This window comes from Spiractinospora alimapuensis, from assembly GCF_018437505.1.
GTDB classification, from domain to species: domain Bacteria; phylum Actinomycetota; class Actinomycetes; order Streptosporangiales; family Streptosporangiaceae; genus Spiractinospora; species Spiractinospora alimapuensis.
This window is the reverse complement of the sequence record NZ_CP072467.1, coordinates 4,387,107-4,410,926: the sequence shown is the minus strand read 5'-3', so window position 1 is coordinate 4,410,926 and position 23,820 is coordinate 4,387,107. Positions and strand designations below refer to the sequence as shown.

21 protein-coding genes and 1 pseudogene are annotated in these 23,820 nt (G+C 70.0%); 12 read left to right on the top strand and 10 right to left on the bottom strand.

The genetic code is table 11. The annotated features are described in order from the left end of the window. Nucleotide 1: 1 nt before the first annotated feature. Nucleotides 2–661: a TetR/AcrR family transcriptional regulator gene (locus J4H86_RS20580; RefSeq protein ID WP_236539550.1), complete on the bottom strand. Its 660-nt coding sequence runs from the start codon at nucleotides 659–661 to the stop codon at nucleotides 2–4. 80 nt (nucleotides 662–741) lie between these two features. Between J4H86_RS20580 and J4H86_RS20575 the strand changes: the two genes are divergently transcribed. From J4H86_RS20575 to J4H86_RS20560, 4 genes are all read left to right on the top strand, one after another. After that, the gene (locus J4H86_RS20575) at nucleotides 742–1,992 is read left to right on the top strand and encodes a cytochrome P450 (protein ID WP_236539549.1); all 1,251 of its coding nucleotides are present in this window, start codon (nucleotides 742–744) and stop codon (nucleotides 1,990–1,992) included. Then, the gene (locus J4H86_RS20570; protein WP_236539547.1) at nucleotides 1,989–2,216 is read left to right on the top strand and encodes a ferredoxin; all 228 of its coding nucleotides are present in this window, start codon (nucleotides 1,989–1,991) and stop codon (nucleotides 2,214–2,216) included. The genes J4H86_RS20575 and J4H86_RS20570 overlap by 4 nt, the downstream gene beginning before the upstream one ends. A 671-nt stretch (nucleotides 2,217–2,887) precedes the next feature. Further along, nucleotides 2,888–3,757, top strand: a complete 870-nt coding sequence (locus J4H86_RS20565) for an NAD(P)-dependent oxidoreductase (RefSeq protein ID WP_269134489.1) — start codon at nucleotides 2,888–2,890, stop codon at nucleotides 3,755–3,757. A 350-nt stretch (nucleotides 3,758–4,107) separates the two neighbouring features. After that, on the top strand, nucleotides 4,108–4,809 hold the full coding sequence (locus J4H86_RS20560) for a PadR family transcriptional regulator (protein ID WP_236539544.1): 702 nt from the start codon (nucleotides 4,108–4,110) through the stop codon (nucleotides 4,807–4,809). A 73-nt stretch (nucleotides 4,810–4,882) separates the two neighbouring features. Here J4H86_RS20560 and J4H86_RS20555 read toward each other — a convergent pair whose 3' ends face one another. Then, a complete protein-coding gene (locus J4H86_RS20555; RefSeq protein WP_236539543.1) occupies nucleotides 4,883–5,185 on the bottom strand; it encodes a putative quinol monooxygenase in 303 nt (100 codons plus the stop codon). A 51-nt stretch (nucleotides 5,186–5,236) separates the two neighbouring features. Then, entirely contained in the window at nucleotides 5,237–5,614 is a 378-nt protein-coding gene (locus J4H86_RS20550) for a cupin domain-containing protein (RefSeq protein WP_236539541.1), read from the bottom strand. Between the two features lie 355 nt (nucleotides 5,615–5,969). Here J4H86_RS20550 and dacB point away from each other — a divergent pair, with 355 nt between their 5' ends. Then, entirely contained in the window at nucleotides 5,970–7,541 is a 1,572-nt protein-coding gene (gene dacB, locus J4H86_RS20545; RefSeq protein ID WP_236539539.1) for a D-alanyl-D-alanine carboxypeptidase/D-alanyl-D-alanine endopeptidase, read from the top strand. Between the two features lie 417 nt (nucleotides 7,542–7,958). On the opposite strand, the gene fahA is transcribed toward dacB, so the two are convergent. The 5 genes from fahA to J4H86_RS20520 form a co-directional block, all read right to left on the bottom strand. Further along, nucleotides 7,959–9,152 (bottom strand): fumarylacetoacetase, encoded by a 1,194-nt coding sequence (fahA, locus tag J4H86_RS20540; RefSeq protein WP_236539538.1) that lies wholly within the window; start codon nucleotides 9,150–9,152, stop codon nucleotides 7,959–7,961. Nucleotides 9,153–9,336: 184 nt separating this feature from the next. Beyond that, nucleotides 9,337–10,530: a homogentisate 1,2-dioxygenase gene (locus tag J4H86_RS20535; RefSeq protein ID WP_236539537.1), complete on the bottom strand. Its 1,194-nt coding sequence runs from the start codon at nucleotides 10,528–10,530 to the stop codon at nucleotides 9,337–9,339. Beyond that, entirely contained in the window at nucleotides 10,505–12,172 is a 1,668-nt protein-coding gene (locus J4H86_RS20530; RefSeq protein WP_236539536.1) for an FAD-dependent monooxygenase, read from the bottom strand. The genes J4H86_RS20535 and J4H86_RS20530 overlap by 26 nt, the downstream gene beginning before the upstream one ends. A 405-nt stretch (nucleotides 12,173–12,577) precedes the next feature. Then, nucleotides 12,578–13,540 carry an MBL fold metallo-hydrolase gene (locus J4H86_RS20525; RefSeq protein WP_236544117.1) on the bottom strand — a complete coding sequence of 321 codons (963 nt, stop codon included), beginning with the start codon at nucleotides 13,538–13,540 and terminating at the stop codon, nucleotides 12,578–12,580. Nucleotides 13,541–13,699: 159 nt separating this feature from the next. Continuing rightward, the gene (locus tag J4H86_RS20520; RefSeq protein ID WP_236539535.1) at nucleotides 13,700–15,157 is read right to left on the bottom strand and encodes a catalase; all 1,458 of its coding nucleotides are present in this window, start codon (nucleotides 15,155–15,157) and stop codon (nucleotides 13,700–13,702) included. Nucleotides 15,158–15,525: 368 nt separating this feature from the next. On the opposite strand from J4H86_RS20520, the pseudogene J4H86_RS27500 reads away from it, so the two are divergent. The 4 genes and pseudogenes from J4H86_RS27500 to J4H86_RS20500 all read left to right on the top strand — a co-directional run. Beyond that, nucleotides 15,526–15,753, top strand: a pseudogene (locus tag J4H86_RS27500) (aldo/keto reductase); the annotation flags it as partial. Between the two features lie 70 nt (nucleotides 15,754–15,823). Continuing rightward, nucleotides 15,824–16,366 (top strand): aldo/keto reductase, encoded by a 543-nt coding sequence (locus J4H86_RS20510; RefSeq protein WP_330932539.1) that lies wholly within the window; start codon nucleotides 15,824–15,826, stop codon nucleotides 16,364–16,366. A 232-nt stretch (nucleotides 16,367–16,598) separates the two neighbouring features. Next, a complete protein-coding gene (locus tag J4H86_RS20505) occupies nucleotides 16,599–16,862 on the top strand; it encodes a hypothetical protein (RefSeq protein WP_236539534.1) in 264 nt (87 codons plus the stop codon). Beyond that, nucleotides 16,859–17,890, top strand: a complete 1,032-nt coding sequence (locus J4H86_RS20500) for a hypothetical protein (protein WP_236539533.1) — start codon at nucleotides 16,859–16,861, stop codon at nucleotides 17,888–17,890. The genes J4H86_RS20505 and J4H86_RS20500 overlap by 4 nt, the downstream gene beginning before the upstream one ends. A gap of 160 nt (nucleotides 17,891–18,050) precedes the next feature. On the opposite strand, the gene J4H86_RS20495 is transcribed toward J4H86_RS20500, so the two are convergent. Together J4H86_RS20495 and J4H86_RS20490 are read right to left on the bottom strand one after the other, a co-directional pair. Further along, the gene (locus J4H86_RS20495) at nucleotides 18,051–18,689 is read right to left on the bottom strand and encodes a response regulator (RefSeq protein ID WP_236539532.1); all 639 of its coding nucleotides are present in this window, start codon (nucleotides 18,687–18,689) and stop codon (nucleotides 18,051–18,053) included. Further along, nucleotides 18,677–19,939 (bottom strand): sensor histidine kinase, encoded by a 1,263-nt coding sequence (locus tag J4H86_RS20490; RefSeq protein WP_236539531.1) that lies wholly within the window; start codon nucleotides 19,937–19,939, stop codon nucleotides 18,677–18,679. The genes J4H86_RS20495 and J4H86_RS20490 overlap by 13 nt, the downstream gene beginning before the upstream one ends. 183 nt (nucleotides 19,940–20,122) lie before the next feature. On the opposite strand from J4H86_RS20490, the gene J4H86_RS20485 reads away from it, so the two are divergent. From J4H86_RS20485 to J4H86_RS20475, 3 genes are read left to right on the top strand one after another with little or no spacing between them, the layout of a single operon-like run. Then, nucleotides 20,123–20,323 carry a hypothetical protein gene (locus tag J4H86_RS20485; protein ID WP_236539530.1) on the top strand — a complete coding sequence of 67 codons (201 nt, stop codon included), beginning with the start codon at nucleotides 20,123–20,125 and terminating at the stop codon, nucleotides 20,321–20,323. Continuing rightward, nucleotides 20,320–21,144 (top strand): ABC transporter ATP-binding protein, encoded by an 825-nt coding sequence (locus J4H86_RS20480; protein ID WP_236539529.1) that lies wholly within the window; start codon nucleotides 20,320–20,322, stop codon nucleotides 21,142–21,144. Before J4H86_RS20485 ends, J4H86_RS20480 begins: the two co-directional genes overlap by 4 nt. Before the next feature lies 1 nt (nucleotide 21,145). Then, nucleotides 21,146–23,815, top strand: a complete 2,670-nt coding sequence (locus J4H86_RS20475) for an ABC transporter permease (protein ID WP_236539528.1) — start codon at nucleotides 21,146–21,148, stop codon at nucleotides 23,813–23,815. The last annotated feature ends 5 nt before the right edge of the window (nucleotides 23,816–23,820 follow it).

Here is a 23,820-nt window from a genome sequence, read left to right as displayed (position 1 = left end):
CTCACAGGGTGAGGCCGTCCTCCAGCGCGGCGAAGGCGGCGTCGATGGCCTCGATCGGGTCCTCATCCCCCGGTGCGCGTGACCACGCGATCAGGACACCGATGCCCGCGCCCGAGGCCGCGCGGGCGAAGGCCCGCACCCGCGGGTCGTCGTTCGGGCGTCCCACGCGGCGAGCGACAAGCTCCGCGATCGCGTCGATCCCCTCGCCCAACAACCCGAAGTTCGCCGACCAGAGTTCCGGAACGGTGAGCATCAACAGGTCGCGTTCGTAGCGGATCTCGCGCGCCTCGGGGGAGAGCTGGGCGAGCGCCTCGCGTACCGCGCCGCGCAGTGCTTGGAGCGGCGTCAGCTCCGGCGGCATGGCCTCGAAGGCCTCGGACAGGGGACGCAGCAGCGAGTAGGCGGGGTCGAAGACCAACAGGTCCTGCTTGGTCGGAAAATACCGGAAGACGGTGCTGGGCGCGACGTCGGCCTGCTCGGCGACCTGTTCCACCGTCGTCGCGGCGAACCCCTGTTCTCGGAACAGGCGAAAGGCGGCGCGCTGGATCGACACCCGCGCCCGTGCCCGCTTGCGCTCCCACGCTCCGGTTCCCGCGCTCGTGGCCAGTGGGCTCATCTCCTTCGTCCGCGCCATCACACCGTCCGATGGCGCCCCCAGCATAATCCGGACCACCTCATCGCCATTGCGATCTTGATAGTTGCCTCTTAACATCGGAGTCATCTCTCAAAGTTGGAGTCAGCATGCGAACTGAGCCCACGAACCAGGACGAGACGAATGCGTCTCCCGTACCCCGGCAGCGCACCGGTGGCTGCCCGTTCCGCCCACCCGCCGAGTTGGAGGAACGTCACGCGCGGGGACCGCTGAGTCCCCTGGCCTACCTGGACGGGCACGTCGGGTGGCTGGTGACGGGGCTCGAGGAGGCCCGCGCGGTGCTCGCCGACCCCCGGTTCAGCACCAACCCCAACCTCAAGCACGACGCGGTCCGCCCTCCGGGCGTGGGCAACGACGCGGAGCGGGGCGAGGTGCGCCCCGGGTCCTTCGGTCAGATGGACCCGCCGGAACACACGCGGTTGCGCCGACTACTCACCGGCCAGTTCACGGTGCGGCGTATGCGCACGCTGGAGCCGCGCATCGAGGAGATCACCGCGAGCCGTCTGGACGCGATGGAGGAGGCCGGCCCACCCGCCGACCTGGTGTCGACCTTCGCTCTCCCGATCCCGTCCCTGGTCATCTGCGAACTGTTGGGCGTGCCCTACACGGACCACGACCTGTTCCAGGACCTCACGACCCGGTTGCTCTCCCTGATCGGGGCCACCGAGGACGTCGCAGCGGCCGGCGTGGAACTCGGCCGCTACCTGCGCGGCCAGGCGCGCAGGCAACTCGCCGACCCGGGTGACAACATCCTCGGTGGCCTGGCGGCCAGCGGTGAGGTCACCGAGGAGGAACTCACCCACATCGCCCTGACCCTGCTCGTCGCCGGGCACGAAACCACCGCGAACCAGATCGCGTTGGGGGTGTTCTCGCTGCTCCAACACCCCGACCACCTCGCGGCGCTGCGATCGGATCCCGACCTGACGGAAACGGCCGTCGAGGAACTGCTGCGGTTCCACAGCATCGTGCACCTGGGCGCCCCCAACCGGGTCGCCTTGGAAGACGTCGAGGTCGCGGGAACACTCATCCGCGCCGGCCAGGGGGTCACCGTGTCGGTCCCGGCGGTGAACCGCGACCCGTCCGTCTTCCCCGACCCGCACAGCCTGCGATTCGACCGGGAGCGCCCTCGCCAGCACCTGGCTCTGGGTCATGGGATCCACCAGTGCCTGGGACAGCAGCTCGCCCGGATCGAGTTGCGCATCGCGTTCCGCGCCTTGCTGGACCGCTTCCCCACCCTGCGTCTCGCGGTCGCCGCGGACGACGTTCCGGTCCGGGACGACGCTCTCGTCCTTGGCCTGCGCGAACTGCCCGTGACATGGGAGAGGGACACGACGTCATGAGGGTCCAGGCCGACCGGGACACGTGCGTCGGCGCGGGCATGTGTGCCCTGACCGCACCCGACCTGTTCACCCAGGACGAGGACGAGGGCCTCGTCCTGGTGTTGGTGGCCGACGGAACGTTGTCCTCCGACCAGGTCGCCTCGGCGGCCGAGGCGGCCCGCCTGTGCCCCTCACGCGCGATCCTGACCACGGACTCCGACGCGGAGGAGGGCTCGCCCCCCTGACGTCCACCACGCCCGATGGGGGGAGGTGTCCGCGCTCTGGATCGCTCCACGCCCCTGCCGACGGGAGCGCGGCGCGTCGCGTCGAGACCGGGCAACGCACCGCCTTGGCCAGGCCGGATCACGGAGCGGCTCACCGATCCACGAGAGTCCCCACGGACGCGTCAACGCCCCGAACGACGGGTCTGCCGGCCTGGCCCCCACCCACACGATCCGGACCACGGAACCCAGCACGGAGCACTCGCCCACCTGACGTCCATCACACCCTCGATGGGGACGGGCGTCCGTCCCCCGGAACACTCCACGCCCCCACCGGCGGTGAGGGACAACGCGCCGGTCCCGTCGAGACGCGCACCTCCCGTGACCCGCACGGGGCCACCGCACCGCCATCGCCAATCCGAATCACGGAACGACGCGCGGAGGAGGCGTCGGCCGCACCCACCCCGCTCGTCAGGATGACGATCGCCCTCACCGATCGGCGACGACCCCGGATCGTGGTGGGTGACGAGAGTCCTCGGTGCCGCGACATCGCGGTCGTGGTGTGGCTCGGCGAGACGAGCCCTGGCGCTCGGGGGCCGTCCGATCGAGCACGGTCGTACGCGGCGTGCCGCGCCCGGCGCCGCGCGCTCTCCGTGGTGTGCTGGTTCCCAGAAGTGACGAGAGGGGGGCCGCGGATGCGGGTGGCGGTACTGGGAACTGGGATCATGGGTTCGGGGATCGCCCTCAACCTCGTCGACGGCGGGTTCGACGTACGCGTGTGGAACCGCACCGCTGAGCACGCCGCGCCGGTGGTCGCCGCCGGGGCCACGCGGGCCGCGACACCGCGCGAGGCCGTCACCGACGCGGACGTCGTCATCACCATGTTGTTCGACGCGGCCGTCACGATCCACGTGATGGACCAGTGCCTCGAGGCCATCAACGACGACCTGTGGATCCAGGCCGGGACCGTCGGGATCGAGGGCATCGCCGAGCTGTCCGCCGCCGCGCGTGAGTTCGGCGTCACCATGATCGACGCCCCCGTGCTCGGCACCAGGCGACCCGCGCAGGAGGGCACCCTGACCGTGCTGGCGGCCGGCACGATGTCCGAACGCGAACGCGCGACGCGGGTCTTCGACACCTACGCCGAGAAGACCATCTGGGTCGCGGACTCCCCCGGAGCCGCGTCCTCCCTGAAGTTGGCGTGCAATTCCTGGGTCCTCATGGTGACCGCCGGAGTCGCCCAGGCCCTCGCCCTCTGTGAGAGTTCCGGCCTGGACGCCCGCCTGTTCCTGGAGGCCATCGCCGGCGGCACGCTCGACCTCGCCTACGCCCACGCGAAGGGGTCCGCGATGATGCGCGGCGACTACGCCCCCTCGTTCGAGGTCGCCGGCGCCGTGAAGGACCTGTCACTGATCCTCACCCAGGCCCACGAGAACGGCGTGTCCGCCGAGATCGTCGCTGCCCTGCACCACACGTTCCGCACCACCGCCGACGCCGGCCACTCCGAGGACGACATCGCGGCCGTCTACGACGCCCTGCTCCCGGACACACCACAGACGCCGTAACCACGGGGGCGGTCCACGGACGCTCACCCTGGCGGTGACGCCCGCCAGGTGGGAGCCGCGACGCGTCGCGTGGGATGAGGGGGGCGAGGCCCTCCGACTCGCACCACCGTGCCGACGCTCAGGCCGCCCGGCCGTGCAGTACGCGTCCGACGCCGTGCTTTCGGCTCACTCGCCGGAAAATCGGCCACCACCTCGCTCCCGCCTGGCGGGACTCGTCGCGTCTCCACTTCCCCATCCCGTGCCGCGTGGCTGGGCATGCCACGCACCGTGACGCACGACACTTGGCATACGAATGTTCTCGATATATCGTTGAACTAACGAAGAACATCAACGAAGGGTTGTGAGATACGATGACCGCTCAACATGAGTCCGCGCACCCGCACGTCGGGGCGTGTGGCGGACCCGGCGACTGGAACCCGATGCGGTGGATGATGGCTGGTGAACGAGGTGGCGGACCCGGCGGGCCACGCGGCGGTGGCCGCGGACGTTTCCGTGGGTGGGGACCCCCACCCGGACCCCCATGGGGGGGTTGGGGTGGCCCCCGACGCGGAGGCTTCGGTGGGCCGTTCGGGCCACAGCGGCGCGCGCGGCGCGGCGACGTCCGGGCGTCGATCCTGGCGCTGCTCGCGGAGGAGCCGCTGAACGGCTACCAGATCATCAAGAACATCGAGCATCGCAGCAACGGGATCTGGCGTCCCAGCGCGGGTTCGGTGTACCCCGCCCTGCAACAGCTCGAGGACGAAGGTCTCGTCCGGGCGACCGAGTCAGGCGGCCGGCGCGAGTTCGCGCTGACCGACGAGGGTCGGGCCCACGTCGAGAGCCAGCCCGAGCAGTACACCGCGCCGTGGGAGGTCGCGTCCGAGGACACCGACTCCGAGGCGATGGAGGTCCACGAGCTCCTTGGCGAGGTCGCCATGGCCGCGGTGCAGGTGGTCCACGCCGGCTCCACGACCCAGGCCGCGGAGGCGAAGCGCATCCTCACCGACGCTCGCCGGTCGCTGTACCGGGTCCTCGCCGAGGACGATCCCGAACAGGACGCCGGCGACGACTGATCACGGAGACCGCGTCACTCCCGCTGGGGCCCAGAATCGTGTGGTTCGGGGCCCCAGCGCTCACCGACGCAGCTCACCCGCTGGTGACATCCGTGACGTCGTAGTGGCGCATCTCCACGATGTGCCCCAGCCAGGGCTTGATCTCTCCGATGAAGCCCTGGAAGTCCGGACCGTCGGTGAAGTGGCGCTCGTGTCCCTCGATCGAGTCCCACTCGATCCGAATGATCACGTTCCCCGGCTCCTCCACACCGCGGGCGAGCTCATAACCCAGACAGTGCGGTGAGTCGTCCAGGGCTCGCGACGCTCGCGCGTACGCGGCGACGAACGGATCGACCTCGTCCTCGGGAAGCTCGTATCGGATGTACTCGATCACCATCACGGTCTCCTGGAACCACTCAGACGTTGGGCGTTCGTGCGCCACGACCGGTCACGCCGCGTGGACGTCCCACCGCCGCAGGACCTCGTCGAACTCCTCGGGCGTCGTCGCGAGCGCCGCGTCGCGGAAGTAGCCGAGGAACTCCCCGGGCGCGTAGATCACGGTGGCCCGCGCCGCCCCGTCCTCGGTGGAGAACCCGTGCGCCTGACCACCTGTCGCGGTGACGGCACTCCCCGGCTCGAGGACGACCTCGCGCCCGTCGACCGTGACGCGGAGCACCCCCTCGACGCCGAGGAAGACCTCGTCGGCCCCCGCGTGACGGTGCGCGGGCGCCACCACGCCGGGGCTCACCTCGAGGTCTACGACGGAGAGACGCGGGAGCTCAAGCCGCACGACCACGTCGATCTCACCGAACCGGTACCGCTCCATCCCACACTCCGCTCTGACCTCGGCCGGGCCCCCCGGTGACCCGCTGGCGCCCGCCCCCGCGACACGGACACCGTCCAGCCTGAAACCTCAACCACGGTCGACGTCAAGCGTGACGAACGACACGTCAGGATGGTGTCCATCCCGCCCCCGACGGGGCACCCGCCGCCTCTCGCCGTTTCCTCACGTCAGCGGCCACCGGCCCCCCGCTGGGCTCCGACACACGGGGCGAGCGGAAAACAACTCCCATGATCACTGTCCGCATTCGGTCACGCGGCGCGATTTTCCTCCGACGCAGCGGATCCATCCGTGCCAGACTTCCTCGGGCGACATCCCCGGAACGGGACGGAAACCCACCATGAAACACACGCTGATCACCCGGGGGCTCGCGGCCGCCGGGGCGGGGCTCGGGCTGGCCCTCCTTCCGGCTGCGCCCGCGTCCGCCGACGTCGGTGCGGCGGATCTCGCCAACGACATCGACGAGATCCTCCAGGACCCCGCCTTGGAGGGAGCCACCTCCGGCGTCGTCGTACACAGCCTCGAGGACGGCGAGGAGCTCTACTCGACCGAAGGCGATACGACCCTGATCCCCGCCTCCAACGCGAAACTGCCCACGAGCGCCGCCGCGCTGGAGGTCCTCGGTACGGACTACCAGTTCGAGACCACCCTGACCTCCCCTGCCCTGATGAGCTCGGGCGGCGTGCTGAACGGCGACCTGTACCTCCGCGGCACCGGCGACCCCACCACCACACCCGAGGCCTACGCGGACCTCGCCGCGGACCTGGCGGACCGCGGGGTCACGGCCATCAGTGGGGACCTGCTCGCCGACGACACCTGGTTCGACGACGTCCGGGTCGGACCGGACTGGGACCCGACCGACGAGCCGTACGCCTACGCGGCGCAGATCTCCGCGCTCACCGTGGCCGTGGACGACGAGCGCTACGACACCGGCGCGACGGAGGTCACGGTCTCGCCGGGTGAGTCGGTCGGTGACGCCCCGCAGGTCGACGTCGGTCCAGCGGACGGCTACGTCGAGGTCGACAACCAGGCCACCACCGGGGAACCGGGCAGCGATCCGACCCTGTGGATCGACCGGCCACAGGACAGCAACACCATCGCCGTCAGCGGCAGCGTGCCGGCCGACGCGGACCCCTCCACGCAGCTACGCACCGTGGACGAGCCCACCGACTACGCGACCCACGTTCTCGCCGACGCGTTCGAGGAGCAGGGGATCGAGCTACGTGGGGACCTCGGCCGCGGCGAGACGCCGGAGGGCAGCCGGGACCTGGCGACCCGCGACTCCGAGCCGCTGGCGGACATCCTGGTTCCGTTCATGAAGCTGAGCAACAACCCGCACGCCGAGATCCTCGTGAAGACGATCGGCGCGGTACAGGCCGGCGAGGGTAGCTGGGACGCCGGACTGGCGGAGATGAACACGGCCCTGGACGGTCTCGGCGTCGACACCACCGACCTCGCCCTCACCGACGGGTCCGGGCTCGGCCACAGCAACACCCTGACGGCCGACTTCCTGATCGACCTGCTCACGAGCGCACAGTCCGCGGAGTGGTACGACACCTGGAACGCCTCGCTTCCGGTGGCCGGCGACCCCGATCCGCTCGTCGGCGGCACGCTCGCGAGCCGTATGGGTGACACCGCCGCCGCCGACAACGTCGTCGCCAAGACGGGCACCCTGACCGGTGTCAGCGCCCTGTCGGGCTACGTCACCGGTTCGGGTGGCGAGGAGCTGGTGTTCTCGGTCGTCAACAACGGCCACGCGGGCGCGGCCCCGACCCACGTCCAGGACGCGATCGCGGTCCGGCTCGCGGAGTTCGACCGAACCCAGCCCGCGGCCCGTGCCGAGCCGCTGATGGCCCCGGTCCCGACCGACCAGCCCAGCAGCGGTGAATGTAGCTGGGACGGCGTCTGCTGAACGACTGACCAGTGACGAGACGGGGGCGCGGCCGGATCGGCCGCGCCCCCGTCACGTCCAGACGCGCCTTGTGCCACGGACACCGCGTATGGGCGTCGGTACGAACGCGCGCCGAACCCACGAGCCTCCACCTGCGGAGGGTGCGGCATCGCAGGTGGTCGCCGCGCGTTGCGTGGCCCCCGCCTGGGAGGAGCACCGCGGGCACCCGACACGTGACGGCCATACCCCGCCCAGCCACCCACACCCCACACGAACACGGCTCGTCACGGCACAACGGCCGAGAGCGCAGTGCCGCCGCCGTGGCCGCTCGGAGGCGCCCGCCCGCGCCCTCCACGCCGCCCGGCCACCCGCCGACAACACCAGGGAGACGAGGCGCGAACACCGCCGTACCCGAGGGCCACCTCGGTCGAGCACCGGTCAGGAGGCCGGGATGATCTGGCCGGTGGCCTCGCCGAGGGCGATGTGCGATCCGTTCGGCCCGGGGGCGGTCGCCGTGAGGGTGACGACGTCACCGTCGTCGAGGAAGGACCGGGTGGAGCCGTCGCGCAGTGTCAGGGGTCGGGTCCCGTTCCACGCGAGCTCCATCAGGCTCCCCCACTCGCCCCGTTCCGGGCCGGACACCGTGCCGGAGGCGAACAGGTCACCTGGACGCAGACTCGCGCCGTTGATCGTCATGTGGGCGAGCATCTGCGCCGGTGACCAGTACATCTGACGGTAGGGCGGGCGCGCGATCTCCTCGCCGTTCAGGGTGACGCTCAGGCGGAGGTCCAGCCCCCCGTTCTGGGCTCCGGTCAGATAGTCCACTGGGGCGGGGTCCTGTTCGGGGCCGGGGATCCGCGCCGAGGTCAGGGCCTCCATCGGGGTCACCCACGCGGAGACGGTGGTGGCGAAGGACTTACCGAGGAACGGGCCCAGGGGAACGTACTCCCACGCCTGGATGTCACGCGCCGACCAGTCGTTGAGGAGGAACGCGCCGAACAGGTGCTCCTCGGCCCGCTCCGGTGAGACTCGCTCCCCGATCGGGCTGCCGCACCCGACGACGAACCCCACCTCCGCCTCGAGGTCCAACCGCGTGGAGGATCCGAAGGTAGGCAGGGCGTCGTTGGGTGCGCGGCGCTGTCCCTGGGGGCGGAGGATCGGGGTCCCGGACACCACGACGGTTCCCGCGCGCCCGTGGTAGCCCACCGGGAAGTGCTTCCAGTTGGGCGGGAGCGGTTCGGTGTCGGGTCGCAGTATCCGGCCCAGGTTGGTGGCGTGGTGTTCGCTGGCGTAGAAGTCAACGTAGTCGGCGACGACGAACGGCATGCGCAGCGCGACACCGCTCACCGGGTACAGCGCCTCCTCCACCCATGGGCGGTGCCTCTCGTCGCTGAGAAGTTCGACGACCCGAGCGCGGGTCGCGCGCCAGCTCTCCCGGCCCTGGGCCATGAAACCGTTCAGTGAGGGCTCGGAGAACACCGGATCGTCCAGCACCGCCGCCAGGTCCAGGACCAGGTCGCCGATGCGAACCCCGACCCGCGACGGTGTACCCCGTGTCGCGAAGACGCCGTAGGGAAGGTGTGCGATTCCGAAGCCGGAGTTGGGCGGAACGGGCACCCATGGCTCGTTCATGGTCGTTGTGTCCTCTCCGTCAGTGGACATGCCGATCGACCCCCGGGGGGGTGGTGGGGGTGAACATCGCGAGCTCTACCCGGCCGTCATCGACGAGTTCCGAGGAGGCACCACGCGTCGGTCCTCTCGTGCGAGCGGACGGGTACCGTGACCTCGGCGTCAGTCCGACGGCCGTCGGTTCCGGTCACTGGGTCTTCCCGGCCCAGGTCCAGGGGTAGCGGGGGTCCTCGGCGGCTCGGGCCGCCTCACCCAGCTCCAAGGGGTGGAAGGTGTCGACCATGACCGCGAGTTCGTCCAGGTACTCCACACCGATGCTGCGTTCGTAGGCACCGGGTTGGGGACCGTGGGCGTGGCCACCGGGGTGGAGGGAGATCGAGCCCTGTCCGATACCGGAGCCCTTACGTGCGCTGTAGTCCCCGCCGCAGTAGAACATGACCTCGTCGGAGTCGACGTTGGAGTGGTAGTAGGGCACGGGGATCGACAACGGGTGGTAGTCGCACTTGCGGGGCACGAAGTTGCAGACGACGAAGTTGGCGCCCTCGAAGACCTGGTGCGCGGGCGGTGGCTGGTGCACCTTGCCGGTGATCGGCATGAAGTCCTCGACGTTGAACGTGTAGGGGTAGAGACACCCGTCCCACCCGACCACGTCGAAGGGATGCTCGGGGTAGACGAGTCGGGTCCCGACGATTCCCCCGCGGCCACGATGCTTCACCAGCACCTCGACGTCCCGTCCCTCGACGACGAGCGGCTCGGTGGGCCCGAACAGGTCCCGCTCACAGAACGGGGCGTGTTCCAGTAGCTGACCGAAGCGGGAAAGGTACCGCTGGGCCGGGGCGATGTGGGAGTTTCCCTCCACGCAGTAGGTGCGCAATGGCTCGGGGCCATCGGGGATCCACCGGTGCGTGGTGGCGCGGGGCAGCAACACGTAGTCGCCGGGGCGCGCGTTGAGGGCCCCGAAGACCGTTTCCACTCTCGCGTGTCCCGACTCGACGTACACGCACTCGTCGCCGATGGCGTTGCGGTATAGCGGGGTTGGGGTGCCGCTCACCGCGTAGGAGATGCGGACGTCGGCGTTGCCGAGGACGAGCCGCCGCCCGGTCACCATGTCGACGTCGCGCCATTCGTCGGGGCCGAAGAGGTCGTGCAGCTTCAGGTGCCGGGGCTTCAGCGGGTGGTTCGCCTCGGTCTCCAGGTCGGGCAGGTCCCACACCTCCGACGCGGCGATGGCCGAAGGAATGTGGTGGTGGTACAGGAGCGAGGAGTCGCTGGAGAAGCCCTCCTCCCCCATCAGCTCCTCGTAGTACAGGCCACCCTCGGGCGTGCGGAACTGGGTGTGCCGTTTGGCCGGAACCTCACCGACGCGCCGGTAGTACGCCATCGCCAACCTCCTTCTGCCGCGGAATCACCGACGACCCACGCGGTGGTCGCCGGCCCACCGCCCGGTGCGCCGCCACCTCCAGGCGCTCGGGCGAGTCGACGACGGCGGCGACGTAGGCGTCCGGGCGGACGACCCACAGTTCTCCGTCCCGCATACCGAGTGCCTCGGCGAGCCGCCCCGACGGGTCGAGCTCCGCCGCCTTGAGTACCCGGACCGGACCGGATAACGCACGTTCCACGGCGACTTGGGCCCCACGATGTGCGTCGGGGCCCGCCGTCAGGATCAGGAAGCCCTCCCGAGCCATCGCCCGCAGACGTCCGGGAGAACCGTCGACATGGGTGACGGGCAGGTCGGGGGTGAGGATCCCCGGTCCGGGGGTGGGAAGCGTGCCTCGGGCGGGACGTCCGGGGAACGGGCGGGTGCGGTCCTCCGTGGTGAGCGGGGACGCGACATACCAGAACGCCTCGGCGAGGCGGCCGGAATCCACCAGGGGGTGCGCGGAGCTGTCGTGTACCGCGCGTTCGAGGACCTCCCGCCGGTGTCGACGCTGCTCCTCGCTGTGCGGCACCAGGAAATCCATGGTGGCGGTGGTGATCTCGAGGTTCTCCCTGGCCGCCGCGTACCGCTCGTGGTGGTAGCTGTCCAGCAGGGATTCGTGGGCCCAGCCCCGACGCACGTAGGCCAGTTTCCAGGCCGCGTTCTCCGCGTCCCCCACCCCGGAGTTCAGACCACGGGCGCCGAACGGCGCGTACAGGTGGGCGCAGTCCCCCGCGAGCAGCACCCGCCCCACTCGCATGCGCTCGGCCACCCGGGAGTGGAACCGGTACACCGACTTCCACACGACCTCGTAGGGCCGATCCCCGATGATCTTGCGGATGCGTGCGTCGAGACGCCCGTCGGCCTCCTCCGCGGCGAGGTCGTACTCCGGGGGAACCTGCCAGTCGACGCGGAAGGTGGAGTCGGGGCAGGGGTGGATGAGGACCTGGCGTCCCGGGTTCCACTCGGGATCGAAGTAGAACCGCCGTTCCTCCACCCAGCCCGGCAGGTCGGCGCGAATATCGCAGATGAGGAACTGGTCGGTGAAGGAGTGACCCTCGAAGCCCACCCCGAGCATGCGCCGTACTTCGGTGTGCGCACCGCAGCAGGCCACGACGTGGGTCGCACGCAGCCGCACCTCCCCGGTGGGGGTGGCACAGGTGACGGTGACCCCCTCGTCGTCCTGCTCGATCGCCGTGGCCCGGTGCGACCAGCGAACGTCGATCCGCGGCTCGGCGGCGACGCACTCGTCGAGGATCTCCTCGGAGCGCGACTGCGACAGGTTCACGAACGGCGGGAAGGAGGACTGCCCACCGTCGGGGACGGTGACGGAGAAGAGCTCCCGGTCCCGGAAGAAGGTTCGCGCGGTCGACCAGGTGGTCCCCTCGGCGGCGATGCGTCCCCCGGCGCCGACCGACTCCCAGATGTCCAGCACGTCGCGTTGCTGACAGATGGCCTTCGAGCCCACGAGGTCACGTCCGGGCCGTTCGTCCACGACGATGGTGGGCACGCCCCACCGCGCCAGCAGGAGCGCGGTGGTCTGCCCCACCGGGCCGTTGCCCAGCACCAGGACCGGCGTGGAGGGAACTCGCGCGTGCACCGTCATCGTCGTGCTCCTCGTGGGACCTCGGTGGTGGCATGGGTCAGTTCGGGTGGCTGTCTCCCGCCGTGCACCGGTCCGGCGGGTTCCGTTCCGAGAGGGTGGAGCGTTCCGTTCCGCCACAGAGTGGCGCCCGCTCACCCAAATGCTCGATGACGGAGTCGGCCGCACGGCTAGGGAGTGTTTTGTGAAGGCTTTCGGATAAAGAGAGCGGGCCGTCGCCCCTATTGGGGTCGCTTCGCGATGGTGGCCCAGCGGGGGCCCGGGCTTGGGCTCGCACGGCGATCCGTGATGGGCATCCTGGTTGGCTGTCCGAAGGAATCGACGCAGCGAACGTCGTCCTGGCGGTCGCGACCCCCAGCATCCCCAACAGCGCCCCCAAAGGAGGCACAGCGGTTCAAAAAACACGACCTAGCTCTGGAGTTGGGCCCAGACCTCGCGGTCGCGCTCCGCGGTCCAGATCACTGGGCGTTCGACTCCGGAGAGCTCGTCCCACAGACGCGACACGTCGAAGGGTAGGCAGTGTTCGAAGATCGGCCAGTGCCCGTAGGTCGGCGCCAGCGCGGAGTGGACCGCGGCGAAGGCGTCCTTCAGCGTGCCGCCGCGGGCACGGACCGCGTCGACCTCGTCGATCATGACGCGCAGGAAGCCGCGGGTCTGTTCGATCGCCGCGGTGACGGCCTCACGGCCCCGGCTGACACCTCCGCGCCCTCCGACCAGGGTTTCCGCCTCGAGCGCGGCGAGGCGGTCCAGGGTTCCGGCGGCCCAGTCCCGGTGGAAGGCGTCGCCGGTGTAGAGGGCGGCCTCGGCCTCCACCAAGTCGCCGGCGAAGAGGATCCGGTGCTGAGGGAGCCACGCCACGATGTCCCCCTCGGTGTGGCCGCGTCCGCAGTACCGGAGGTCGAGTTCGCCGCGGTCCCCGCCGAGGTCGATGGTCAGCCGGTCGGAGAAGGTCAGGGTGGGCCAGGTGAGGCCGGGGACGGAGTCCGCTCCCTTGGCCAGGCGGGGCATGCGCGCGAACTCGCTGGCCCAGTCCTCCGCGCCCCGTTCCGCGACGAGCGCGCGGGTGTTCTCGTGCGCCACGATGACGTCGGCGTCGAAGGCGGACGCGCCCAGGACCCGGACGGCGTGGTAGTGGGAGAGGACCAGGTAACGCACTGGTTTGTCGGTGTGTTCGCGCAGCCGGGCGAGCCAGTCGCGGGCGGCCACCGGGGTCGCGAGTGCCTCGAAGCACACGAGGAAGTCCTCGCCCTCGACGGCGCCGATGTTGGGGTCGCCTTCAGCGGTCAGGGCGTAGACGCCGTCGGCGAGGACCTCCAACGTCTGTTCCTTCTCCGCCAGGTCTCCCGAGGAGGCGAAGGCCTTCTGCCCCATCCGTCCCCCAATCATCAAACCTTTGATTATCGAGTCGGGTTGAGCGTAACGAAGACCACATCCCTTGGGAAGGGCCCCTTCACGGAGCCACTCGGCCCGAGGCGCCCGCCGCCGGTGCGCGGCGGGACAGCCCGAGGATCGTGCCAGGCGGAACGCCGATCAGGCGCCGTTCTTGTAGCTGCGCTCGATGCGGTTTCCGGTGTCGACGTCGATGTTGCGCCAGTACTCGAAGACGCGGCTCAGCACCGGCTCCTTCACGCCCTTTCGCAGGTGACCCACGACGTTGGAGACCAGGCGGTCGCGGGCCGCGTCGTCCATGACCTCGCGGACGAGGATCCCGGGCTGCACGAAGTCGTTGTCGTCGCGGTGCGGGACGTAGGCCGAGTGCACCATGTCGCCCGCCGTGTGCCATCCGGCGGCCTCGCCGTAGCGCGCGGTGTCCGCCCTCGGCCCTCCCTTGGAGTTCGGGGCGTACACCGGGTCGGACACGTTGGCGACCCGCATCACTCCGTCCTTGCTGTAGCTGTGCACCGGCGCCACCGGGGCGTTCACCGGGATCTGTTTGTAGTTGACGCCCAGCCGCGCCCGGTGGGCGTCGGCGTAGGAGAACAGCCGCGCCAGCAGCATCTTGTCCGGGCTCGGCCCCACGCCCGGCACCAGGTTGTTCGGCTCGAACGCGGCCTGCTCGATCTCGGTGTGGTAGTCGGTGGGGTTGCGGTCCAGCGTGAGCCGGCCCACCGGATGCAGCGGGTAGTCCCGATGCGACCACACCTTGGTGAGGTCGAAGGGGTTGAACCGGTAGTTGTCCGCGTCCGCGAACGGCATGATCTGCATGTGCAGGGTCCAACTGGGGTGCTCGCCCCGGTTGATCGCGTCGTACAGGTCGCGGGTGTGGAAGTCGGAGTCCTCGCCGGCGAGCCGGTCCGCCTCCTCCTGGGTGAGGAACTCGATCCCCTGGTCGGTCTTGAAGTGGTAGCGGACCCAGAACTTCTCCCCCTGGGCGTTCACCCACATGTAGGTGTGGCTGGAGTAGCCGTTCATGTGCCGCCACGTCCGGGGGATCCCCCGGTCCCCCATCAGCCACGTCACCTGGTGCGCGGACTCAGGGGAGAGCGTCCAGAAGTCCCACTGCATGTCGTTGTCGCGCAGGTTCACGTCCGCGCGTCGTTTCTGGGATCGGATGAAGTGCTGGAACTTCATCGGGTCGCGGACGAAGAAGACCGGCGTGTTGTTGCCGACCATGTCGTAGTTGCCCTCAGGCGTGTAGAACTTCACCGCGAAGCCGCGCGGGTCCCGCCACGTGTCCGGACTCCCACGCTCTCCGGCGACGGTGGAGAAACGAATCAGCACGTCGGTCTCGGCCCCGGGCTGGAACGGCGCCGCCTTGGTGTAGGCGCGCACGTCGTGGGTGACCACGAACTTCCCGAAGGCGCCACCGCCCTTCGCGTGCGGCTGTCGCTCCGGAATGCGCTCCCGGTTGAACTGCGCCATCTGCTCGATCAGGTAGTTGTCCTGGAGCAGGATCGGGCCGTTCGGGCCGACCGTGAGCGAGTACTCGTCGCTCGCGACGGGGATCCCGGCGTCGGTGGTGGTCGGCGTGGGCTCGGTGCCTGTCATCGGCCGTTCCTCCAAGTGGTGAGGCGGTCAACGGATGACCCCACGCCCTGGCGCGCGGTCATCCGCGGATCATCGGTTGTCACGCCTCAACGGCGATGCGTGGGCGCTGCTCCGCCCCGCCGGCCGGGCGAACGCTCTCAACGGCACGCGCTCGGCCGCCCCATGAGGCCTCTCTCCACTCCAATACGCCTGCTCCACGTCGTCAAGGAACCGTCCCGATGCTGACCCAATGATTCCCTTGCGCTGGTCAAGACTGGAGTGAAGCCCCGCCCTCGCGGGCAGTACCGTGGCCCCCGGGGGCGCGGTGGGCGGGCCGGACGGACGCCGCCGACAACCCGTGACGGCAGTCGAGCAGGAGTGGGGACACCATGAGTGCGGATATTCCGCGATACACGCTCAACGACGGAACGACGCTGCCCGCCGTGGGCTTCGGGACCTACCGGCTGAACGGTCCGGCGGGTGTACGGGCCATGGTGAACGCGATCGAGGTCGGCTATCGCCTGTTCGACACGGCGTACAACTACGAGAACGAGGGCGCCGTCGGTGAGGTGGTGCGGCGGAGTCCGGTGCCCCGGGAAGAACTGATCATCGCCTCCAAGCTGCCGGGCCGGTACCACGCCTACGACGCGGCCGTGACCGCCGTCCACGAGTCGCTGTACCGGGCGCCTGGACTACTACGACCTGTACCTCATCCACTGGCCCAACCCCAGTCAGGACGAGTACCCGCAGGCCTGGCAGGCCCTGGTGGACCTGCGCCGCGAGGGACTGATCCGGTCCATCGGCGTCAGCAACTTCATGCCCGAACACCTGGAGCGGCTCCAGGCGGAGTCGGGCGTGGTGCCCAGCGTGAACCAGATCGAGATGCACCCCTTCTTCCCACAGGCCGAGCAGCGTGCCGATGACGAGAGCCGGGGAATCCGCACCGAGTCCTGGAGTCCCATCGGCCGGGCGAACGCGCTGTTGACCCACCCCGTGCTCCAGCGCATAGCCACCGCCCACGAACGCACCGTGGCCCAGGTGATCCTCCGGTGGCACTACCAGCTCGGAGCGATTCCCATCCCGAAGGCCACCTCACCGGAGCGCCAACGGGAGAATCTCGCCCTCTTCGACTTCGCGCTCACCGAGACCGAGGTCCAGGAGATCACCGCGCTGGGCCGCCTCGACGGGCGCAACAAGAACCAGGACCCGAGGTTCCACGAGGAGTCATGAGCGGAGCCCGGCGAGGTCATAGGCGGAGGCACGCGCAACCGCGGTCGTGGGAAGCCACGGACCCGGTCACGAAGCGTGCTGGGCGTCCGGGTGGTCACTCGGAATGTCCAGCACCAATCAAGGAACCGCACCCAGCGGACGTCCGTCGGATCCGGCAACCGCGCCCCGGACAGCCGACGGAGGATCAGTGATACGCGACGAACTGGCGACACGCATCGACGATGTTCTGGATATGGATTCGAGCGCGGCCCAGGTGACCGAGCTTCGTGAGATCACGCGACGCTTGGAGGTCGACGCGACGGACGTCGACCATCGCGCCACCCTCGCGTTCTGTCGACCCGCCCTGGCCGTTTCGCTGTTCGAGACCGCTCCGGGGCGGCAGGCCGCCCCGGACGTCCACACCGCCTTCGTTCTCGTCCTGCGCAAGTACACCCAAAATCCCCACCTCTTCGACGACGCTGACGGGAACAGCGGATCCGACGGAGGTGAGCGGTGAACCCCACCACTGGACCGACCGAGCCGCGAGCACCGGAGCTTCTGAACCGGGCGATCCGCGCCCAACAGCTCCACTCGGAGCCGAGGCACGTCAGGGAGCTGGTCGACCGGATGTGGGCCCGCCCTTCGGGCGACTGGACTTCGCCCTCAGGAAAATCCAGTCGACAGAAGGCACTCGAGCTGGCATGGACCGGCGCCCGCCAGTTCCAGGCGATGGCCGGTGGCGCCACGACCTTGAAGGAAGTCACGAAGAACCTCGACGAAGCGAGCACCCACTTCCGCGCCGCCTCACTCCAGCGTTTCCGCGGCCCCTCGTTCGAGGGTGACGCCGTCCTCTGCGACGCCTGGCGCGGCGCTCGTATGTTCCTCGCCACCGGTTCCACGAAGGGTGCCGCGCTCCTCGCCAGAGCACAGCGGTCCGCGGCGCAGGAGTGCGGCCGCTATCAACGAATCACCGTCGACCTTTGGAGCCTCGTCGCGAACCCTGACGGTATCCCCCTCGAGCGTCGAATCGAGACACTCGCCGGCTGCAAACAGGAGCTCGACAGCGAGCCCGGCGACGATCCAGAACGCGCGGCGGCGCTTCGCGGTTGGAGCCAACTGGTGCAGGGGAACGTGCTGCTGGCCCGGTTGGAGCACGACTCCGGCAGGTCCACACACCCCGGCCTGACGCGGAGCGCCGCCGCCCACGCCGACGGCGCCGCGGCGGAGTACCGAAGCATCGGGGTGCGTTCGGCGGAGGCCGAAGCGCTCTCTCTCCGAGCAGCGGTCGCCCGCGTCGGTGGCGACGAGGACGGCGCGCTGACACACCTCACGGCAGCGATCGACACAGCCCCCGACTCCGTCGCCTCGGGCCACGCGCGCATCGCTCGGGCCCGCGTCCTTCGTTCTCGCGGCCGTGCGGCTGAGTCGATCAGGGACTTGCTTGAAGCGGTCCCCGTGTTCGAACTTCACGAACACGCCGACGGTGCCGGACGGGCACGCAGGCTCCTCTCGGACGCCCGCGCGGCCTTCGGCACCGCACGCTGACTCGACCACCCGGATCGCTCCGGTGCCGTCGTAGGAATCCACGCCACTCTCACCCATCACGGGTCGGGCTGGAGCCCACGCCGCGGTCGCCCGTGGCCGCGGACGAGGTGTGTCGCGCGCGTGTCGACACGCACCTGACCCGGTCCCCTGGGCCGTTGGGTCACGAACCGAGGTAGGCCAGCACGGCGAGGACCCGACGGTGCCCGGCGTCTCCCTCCGGGAGGTCCAGCTTGGCGAAGATGCGCCCGACGTGTTTGTGCACCGCGCCCTCGGTGACCACCATTCTCTCGGCGATGTCCCGGTTGTTTCGGCCCTCCGCCATGAGCGCGAGGACCTCGGTCTCGCGGGCGGTGAGCCTCGAGATCGGGTGCTGTTTTCGGGTGAGCAGTTGACGCACCACGTCCGGGTCCATGACGGTGCCGCCGGCCGCGACGCGGTGCAGGGCGTCGAGGAACTCCTCGACCTTGGCGACACGGTCCTTGAGGAGGTATCCGACGCCGCTGCCACCCGCGGCGAACAGTTCCTGGGCGTAGACCTCCTCGACGTACTGGGAGAACACCAGGACGGCGAGCTCCGGTCGCACCCGACGCGCCTCGATCACGGCGCGCAGACCCTCGTCGCGGAAGGTCGGGGGGAGGCGAACATCGGCGATCACGAGGTCGGGTCCATGCCGCTCGATCTCCTCGATGAGCCCGTCGGCGTCACCGAGTGACGCCACGACCGTCTCGCCGGCCGTGGTGAGGAGCAGCTTCAGTCCCTCGGCGAGGATCGCGTTGTCCTCCACTATCAGGACGCGCACGGCAGCACCGCCTCCACCGTCGTTGGACCACCGGCTGGGCTGGTCACGGTCGTCGTCCCGTCGAGCGCGGCCACCCGACGTCGCAGTCCGGCCAGTCCCGTCCCGCCGTGCTCGAGCGCCCCGCCGACCCCGTCGTCCACGACCCGGATCGTGAGCTCCGCGCCGTCCCGGGAGAGATCGACCTGGGCGGACCGTGCCTGGGAGTGCTTGGCGACGTTGGTCAGAGTCTCGGCGATGACGAAATACGCCGCCGCCTCCACCGCCGCCGGCAACGAGCCGAGCTCGCCCATACGTACCGAGGTGGGCACGGCGCACCGTCCGGCGACCGCGGAGACCGCACCGTCCAGACCACGGTCGGTGAGGATCGGTGGGTACATCGTGCGAATCACGTCCCGCAGCTCCGCCATCGCGTCCTCGGCGCCACTTCGCGCCTCCCGCAGCAGGTGAACCGCCTTCTCCGGGTCGTCGCTCACCATCCGTTCGGCGATTCCCACCCGCATCGCGAGCGCGACGAGCCGGGCTTGGGTCCCGTCGTGGAGATCGCGTTCGATGCGGCGCAGCTCGGAGCCGTGGGCCCGCAGCGCCTCGGCCCGCGTGTGGGACAGCTCCTCAACGCGTTCGCTGAGTCGTTCCGCCCGCAGTTCGATCTCCGACGGTGAGGTCAGTCGCACGACCAGCCGCGCGTAGCCACGAGCGAGGAACGGTGCCCCCCACCAGAACAGCGCCGCGAAGGCGACGCCCTCACCGAGACCTCCCACGATGGCGAAGGGCCAGTTCGTCACCCCCACCCCGAAGAACGTCGTCTCCCCTCCGGGGAGAAGCCACCACAGCGACGCCTTGATCAGCGCGGAGGGCGTTCCCAGCAACGCGATGACGCCGAGGAGCCCGTATGCGACACCGAGTGGGACCCACACGAGGAGGAAACGCGCGGTACGCCAGGTCGACGCGGACCGCATCACGTGGTTCCACCGCGCCAGAACGGTGTGCGGAGGTCGCTCGTCCGGCCGGGAAACGAACTCCTCGCCGAGATAGCGGCTCCCGCGCCGCCGCTCCGCCTCCGTGGCTCTCGTCAGGAACTCCATCACGCGGGGGAGCACCACGAGCCCCAGGCCACCGGCGGGGATCAGCGCCACCCCGACCAGCACCAGGTGCAGCGCCAGGAGCGCGGTGACCCCACTGAGGAGTACACCCAGCAGGTAGCGCACGCCGAGCCACGCGCGCCGAAATCGTGTGATTTGCACGGTACTCACTTCAAGCGATGGTTTGACTCCGACCATGATCCCGCATCCCAAGCGCAGGGGATGTGCAGCCTGCTGGACATTACTTCCTCCCACGCGCGGGATCGAGACGGGACCGTCACCGCTCGTAGTGTCGCACCATCACGTTGTCGACCCCGCGGAACGGCGGGGCACGAGAAACCTCGGGAGGAACCGATGACGAATCACGTGCGCACGGTGCCGGGCCACACGGCCGCGTCGCAGCGCTTGCTGTGGACCGGTCTGGGCGTCGGACTCGTCGCCAACGGCGCCCTGTCGCTCACGGGTGCCCCGGTCTGGCTCAGCGCCCCTGTCGGGGCCGGGGCCCTGGCGTGCGCGGTCGTCCTCGTCGTGCGCAAGGTCCGGGCGGCGCGATGACGGACGCGGACCTCTCCGCCACGGCCCTCGACCTTGGGCCCACGCGGCACGCCACTCCGGACAGTCGACCGGCCGCGGCACAGGTCTCGGGGACACGGCCCGCGCTGACACTGCGTTCGGTCCACCGCGAGTACGTGGACGGAGAGGAGGTCGTCGCCGCGCTGTCCGGCGTGTCCTTGCGGGTCGACCAGGGCTCGTTCCTCGCGGTGATGGGCCCTTCCGGATCAGGCAAGACGACGCTCCTGCACTGTGCCTCCGGCCTGGACCGGACTACCTCGGGAACGGTCACGATCGGTGACACCACCGTGAGCTCCCTCAAGGAACCCGAGCTCACCCACTTCCGTCGCGACCGGGTCGGATTCGTCTTCCAGTCCTACAACCTGCTCCCGACCCTGACGGCAGAGGACAACATCACCCTGCCCCTCCGCCTCGCCGGCCGACCTCCGGACCGCGAGTGGCTGGAGGAACTCGTCCGACTCGTCGGTGTCGGTGACCGGCTGCACCGCCGGCCGGGAGAACTCTCCGGGGGCCAGCAGCAGCGAGTCGCGATCGTCCGCGCTCTGGCCGCGCGGCCCGACATCGTGTTCGCCGACGAGCCCACCGGGGCGCTCGACTCCGCGAGGGCGCGAGGGATCCTGGCGCTCCTTCGCGGCATCGTGGACGAACTCGGCCAGACCGTCGTGATGGTGACCCACGACGTCAAAGCCGCCGTCAACGCTCACTCCACCGCCGTCATGTCCGACGGCCGCATCGCCGACGTCCTCCACGGCTCCGACGCCGACGCGTTGAACCGGCGGCTCGCCTCCCTGGAACGGAACTGACATGTCCTCCGACATCGCCTCGGTCATCGTGCCCCCCAACGCTCACGGCCCGGAGGCGAGCCCCCCCAAGGCGTCGCGGACGGATCGGAAACCCCGATTCGGGCGGCGGCCGCCCCTGTGGTCGCGACTCTCCCGGGGACTCGCGGGCGGGCTGGTCGCCGTGGCGCTGGCGGTCGCGGGCGGCGCCCTGTTCACCACCGTGGGGGGCGTTCTCGCCGACACGGCCCTTCGGTCGCACATGCCGATCGAACGCATGCCGCACGCCGACGCCGTCATCGCGGCGGAACAGGTCCTGCCCCGGCAGGACGGACTCGACGTGATGCTTCCCGAGCGCCGTGGGCTTCCCGCCGCGCTCGTCGCGGACGTGGCCGCGCTACCCGAGGTGGAGACCGCTGTGGGCGACGTCGCCTTCCCCGCGACGGTGGTCACCACCGACGGCACGATCTCGGCGGCGGATCCCCTCTCCACCGGACGGAACTGGTCATCCGTCGCCCTCCTCGACTCCCCGGAACTGAAGGGGGCCCCGCCCCGAGGGAGCGACGAGGTCGTGCTGGACGCCACGACGGCGGACGCCGCCCACACCGAGATCGGCGACGACCTCACCCTCGTGGTCAACGGCGACACCCGCGGATATCGACTGGCCGGAGTCGTCGACACTCAGGTCACGTCGATCCTGTTCGACGACGCTTCAGCCACGGACCACGCACGACGGGACGAGGGACCGCGCGCGGACACCGTGGACACGATCGGGGTCCGGGCCGCCCCGGACGTCTCCGACGACGCGCTCGCCGAGGCGATTCGCACGGAAGTCGGGAGTGAGCGGGACGAGGCGTTGGTGGTGCGCACCGGGTCGGACAGGGGCGACGCCGAGTCACCACGGGCCGCCGCGGCGGGCCCCCTGCTGCTCGGCCTCGCCGGATCGCTCAGCGGTGTCGTGCTGATCGTCGTCGGCTTCTCGATCGGGGGCGCGCTCTCCGTATCCGTGGCCGCCCAACGCCGCGAACTGGCGTTACTGCGGACGATCGCGGCCACACCGCAACAGGTTCGCCGTCTCGTCACACTGCCCAGCCTGGCCGTTTCGGTCCTCGCGCTTCCCTTCGGAATCGCCGCCGGTTACACAGCGTCATCACCGCTGTTCTCGACGCTCTCGGAGCACGGGCTCGTCCCCGGCCAGCTTCCGATGGCCGTAAGCCCACTTCCCGCGCTGCTGACCTGCGTCCTTCTCCTCCTCACGGTGTGGCTGGCGTCAGCCGTCGCGTCACGAAGGGTGTCGCGGGCCGCCCCGGTCGAGGCACTCGCGGAGACGGCGATGGAACCGCGGTCCCCTCGGCCCTGGCGCACCCGGGTCGGAGGCGGCCTGCTCGCTCTCTCCGTCCTGATGGCCCTCCCTCCCGTCGTCCTGGCCCACGAAGTCACCGCCGCGGCTACCGGCCTTGCGAGCCTCGTCGCGGCCGTCGGCCTCGTACTGGCCGGGCCGACCCTGGTCAGTCGGATCACCGACATGGTGATGCGTCGCCTGCGCCCATCCGCGTCTCCCCTGACCTGGCTCGCCGTACGGAACCTGCACGGTAACGCGACCAGCGTCGGTGGCGCCGTGGCAGCGCTCGCGATGGTGGTGACGTTCGTCCTCGGTCAGGGCTACGCGCAATTCACCGTGCTCGCGGCCGGGACAGAGGAGAGCGCCGGGGGGACACTGGCCGAGCACATGGTCACCGCCGAGGGCCTTGGCGGGGTTCCCCCCGACCTCGCCGCCGCGATTCGGGAGGCGCCGTCGGTCGCCGCGGCGGTGGAGGTGTCCGCCACACAGACGGTGTGGCCGCTTGACCTCCTTGGCGAGGTCGACGGGGAGCTCCTCGAACAGCCGGCGCACGTGGTGGACGCGGGCGCGGAGGAGGTGCTCGACCTCGATGTGCGGGAGGGGCGGCTCTCCGACCTGGACGGTTCCGCCGTAGCGCTTGGGTCCGCGTTCGCTCGGATCCTGGGAGCGGAGCTCGGGGACGAGACGACCTTCACTCTCGGGGACGGCGAGGAGGTCACCGTCGAGGTGGTCGCCCTGTACGACCGAGGTATCGGTTTTCCTCCGGTCACCCTCTCGCCGGAGCTCACGGCGGGTCACGTCACGGCTGACCTTCCCGAACACCTGCTGGTCCGCTCGGAGCCCGGAGAGGGGACGACCACCGACGAGACCCTGGACCGGCTTGTCGCGGGCTATCCGGGTGCGGGCGTCACCTCCCTCACCGACGGAGGCGCGTCACGGGGAAGTGACGGACCCCAGCTCCCCGCCACCGTAATGATCAACTTTGTCGTCCTACTCAGTCTGCTCGCCTACGTACTGCTGTCGGTGACGAACCGCCTGATCGCGGAGACACTGCAGCGCGGTACCGAGGTCGCGACCCTGCGATCCCTGGGGATGACGGCGAAGCAGGTTCGATCCGTACTCCGACGCGAGTCTTTGATGATCACTGTCATGGCGACAACCCTCGGAGTTCTGGCCTCCGTGGTGCCCCTGGCAGTCCTTGGGCTCACCTTCCTCGGGCGGCCTTGGCCCGGCGGCCCGCTCTGGTTACTCCCTGCCGCGATGGGCACTGTCGCGGTGGTGTCCTGGTTGAGCTTCGAGTACTCCGCTGCGCGCCTCACCCGGGCGGGAGATGGAGCGAGAATCGGGGTATAGGGTCC

Excerpts from the sequence above, each read along its gene's own strand:
- J4H86_RS20505 (WP_236539534.1), top strand. The coding sequence starts at position 16,599 with ATGGATTCGAGCGCGGCCCAGGTGACCGAGCTTCGTGAGATCACGCGA.
- J4H86_RS20525 (WP_236544117.1), bottom strand. The coding sequence starts at position 13,540 with ATGGGGCAGAAGGCCTTCGCCTCCTCGGGAGACCTGGCGGAGAAGGAA.
- J4H86_RS20530 (WP_236539536.1), bottom strand. The coding sequence starts at position 12,172 with ATGACGGTGCACGCGCGAGTTCCCTCCACGCCGGTCCTGGTGCTGGGC.
- dacB (WP_236539539.1), top strand. The coding sequence starts at position 5,970 with ATGAAACACACGCTGATCACCCGGGGGCTCGCGGCCGCCGGGGCGGGG.
- J4H86_RS20535 (WP_236539537.1), bottom strand. The coding sequence starts at position 10,530 with ATGGCGTACTACCGGCGCGTCGGTGAGGTTCCGGCCAAACGGCACACC.
- J4H86_RS20560 (WP_236539544.1), top strand. The coding sequence starts at position 4,108 with ATGACCGCTCAACATGAGTCCGCGCACCCGCACGTCGGGGCGTGTGGC.
- J4H86_RS20485 (WP_236539530.1), top strand. The coding sequence starts at position 20,123 with ATGACGAATCACGTGCGCACGGTGCCGGGCCACACGGCCGCGTCGCAG.
- J4H86_RS20570 (WP_236539547.1), top strand. The coding sequence starts at position 1,989 with ATGAGGGTCCAGGCCGACCGGGACACGTGCGTCGGCGCGGGCATGTGT.
- J4H86_RS20520 (WP_236539535.1), bottom strand. The coding sequence starts at position 15,157 with ATGACAGGCACCGAGCCCACGCCGACCACCACCGACGCCGGGATCCCC.
- J4H86_RS20555 (WP_236539543.1), bottom strand. The coding sequence starts at position 5,185 with ATGGTGATCGAGTACATCCGATACGAGCTTCCCGAGGACGAGGTCGAT.
- J4H86_RS20475 (WP_236539528.1), top strand. The coding sequence starts at position 21,146 with ATGTCCTCCGACATCGCCTCGGTCATCGTGCCCCCCAACGCTCACGGC.
- fahA (WP_236539538.1), bottom strand. The coding sequence starts at position 9,152 with ATGAACGAGCCATGGGTGCCCGTTCCGCCCAACTCCGGCTTCGGAATC.
- J4H86_RS20480 (WP_236539529.1), top strand. The coding sequence starts at position 20,320 with ATGACGGACGCGGACCTCTCCGCCACGGCCCTCGACCTTGGGCCCACG.
- J4H86_RS20580 (WP_236539550.1), bottom strand. The coding sequence starts at position 661 with ATGCTGGGGGCGCCATCGGACGGTGTGATGGCGCGGACGAAGGAGATG.
- J4H86_RS20565 (WP_269134489.1), top strand. The coding sequence starts at position 2,888 with ATGCGGGTGGCGGTACTGGGAACTGGGATCATGGGTTCGGGGATCGCC.
- J4H86_RS20550 (WP_236539541.1), bottom strand. The coding sequence starts at position 5,614 with ATGGAGCGGTACCGGTTCGGTGAGATCGACGTGGTCGTGCGGCTTGAG.
- J4H86_RS20575 (WP_236539549.1), top strand. The coding sequence starts at position 742 with ATGCGAACTGAGCCCACGAACCAGGACGAGACGAATGCGTCTCCCGTA.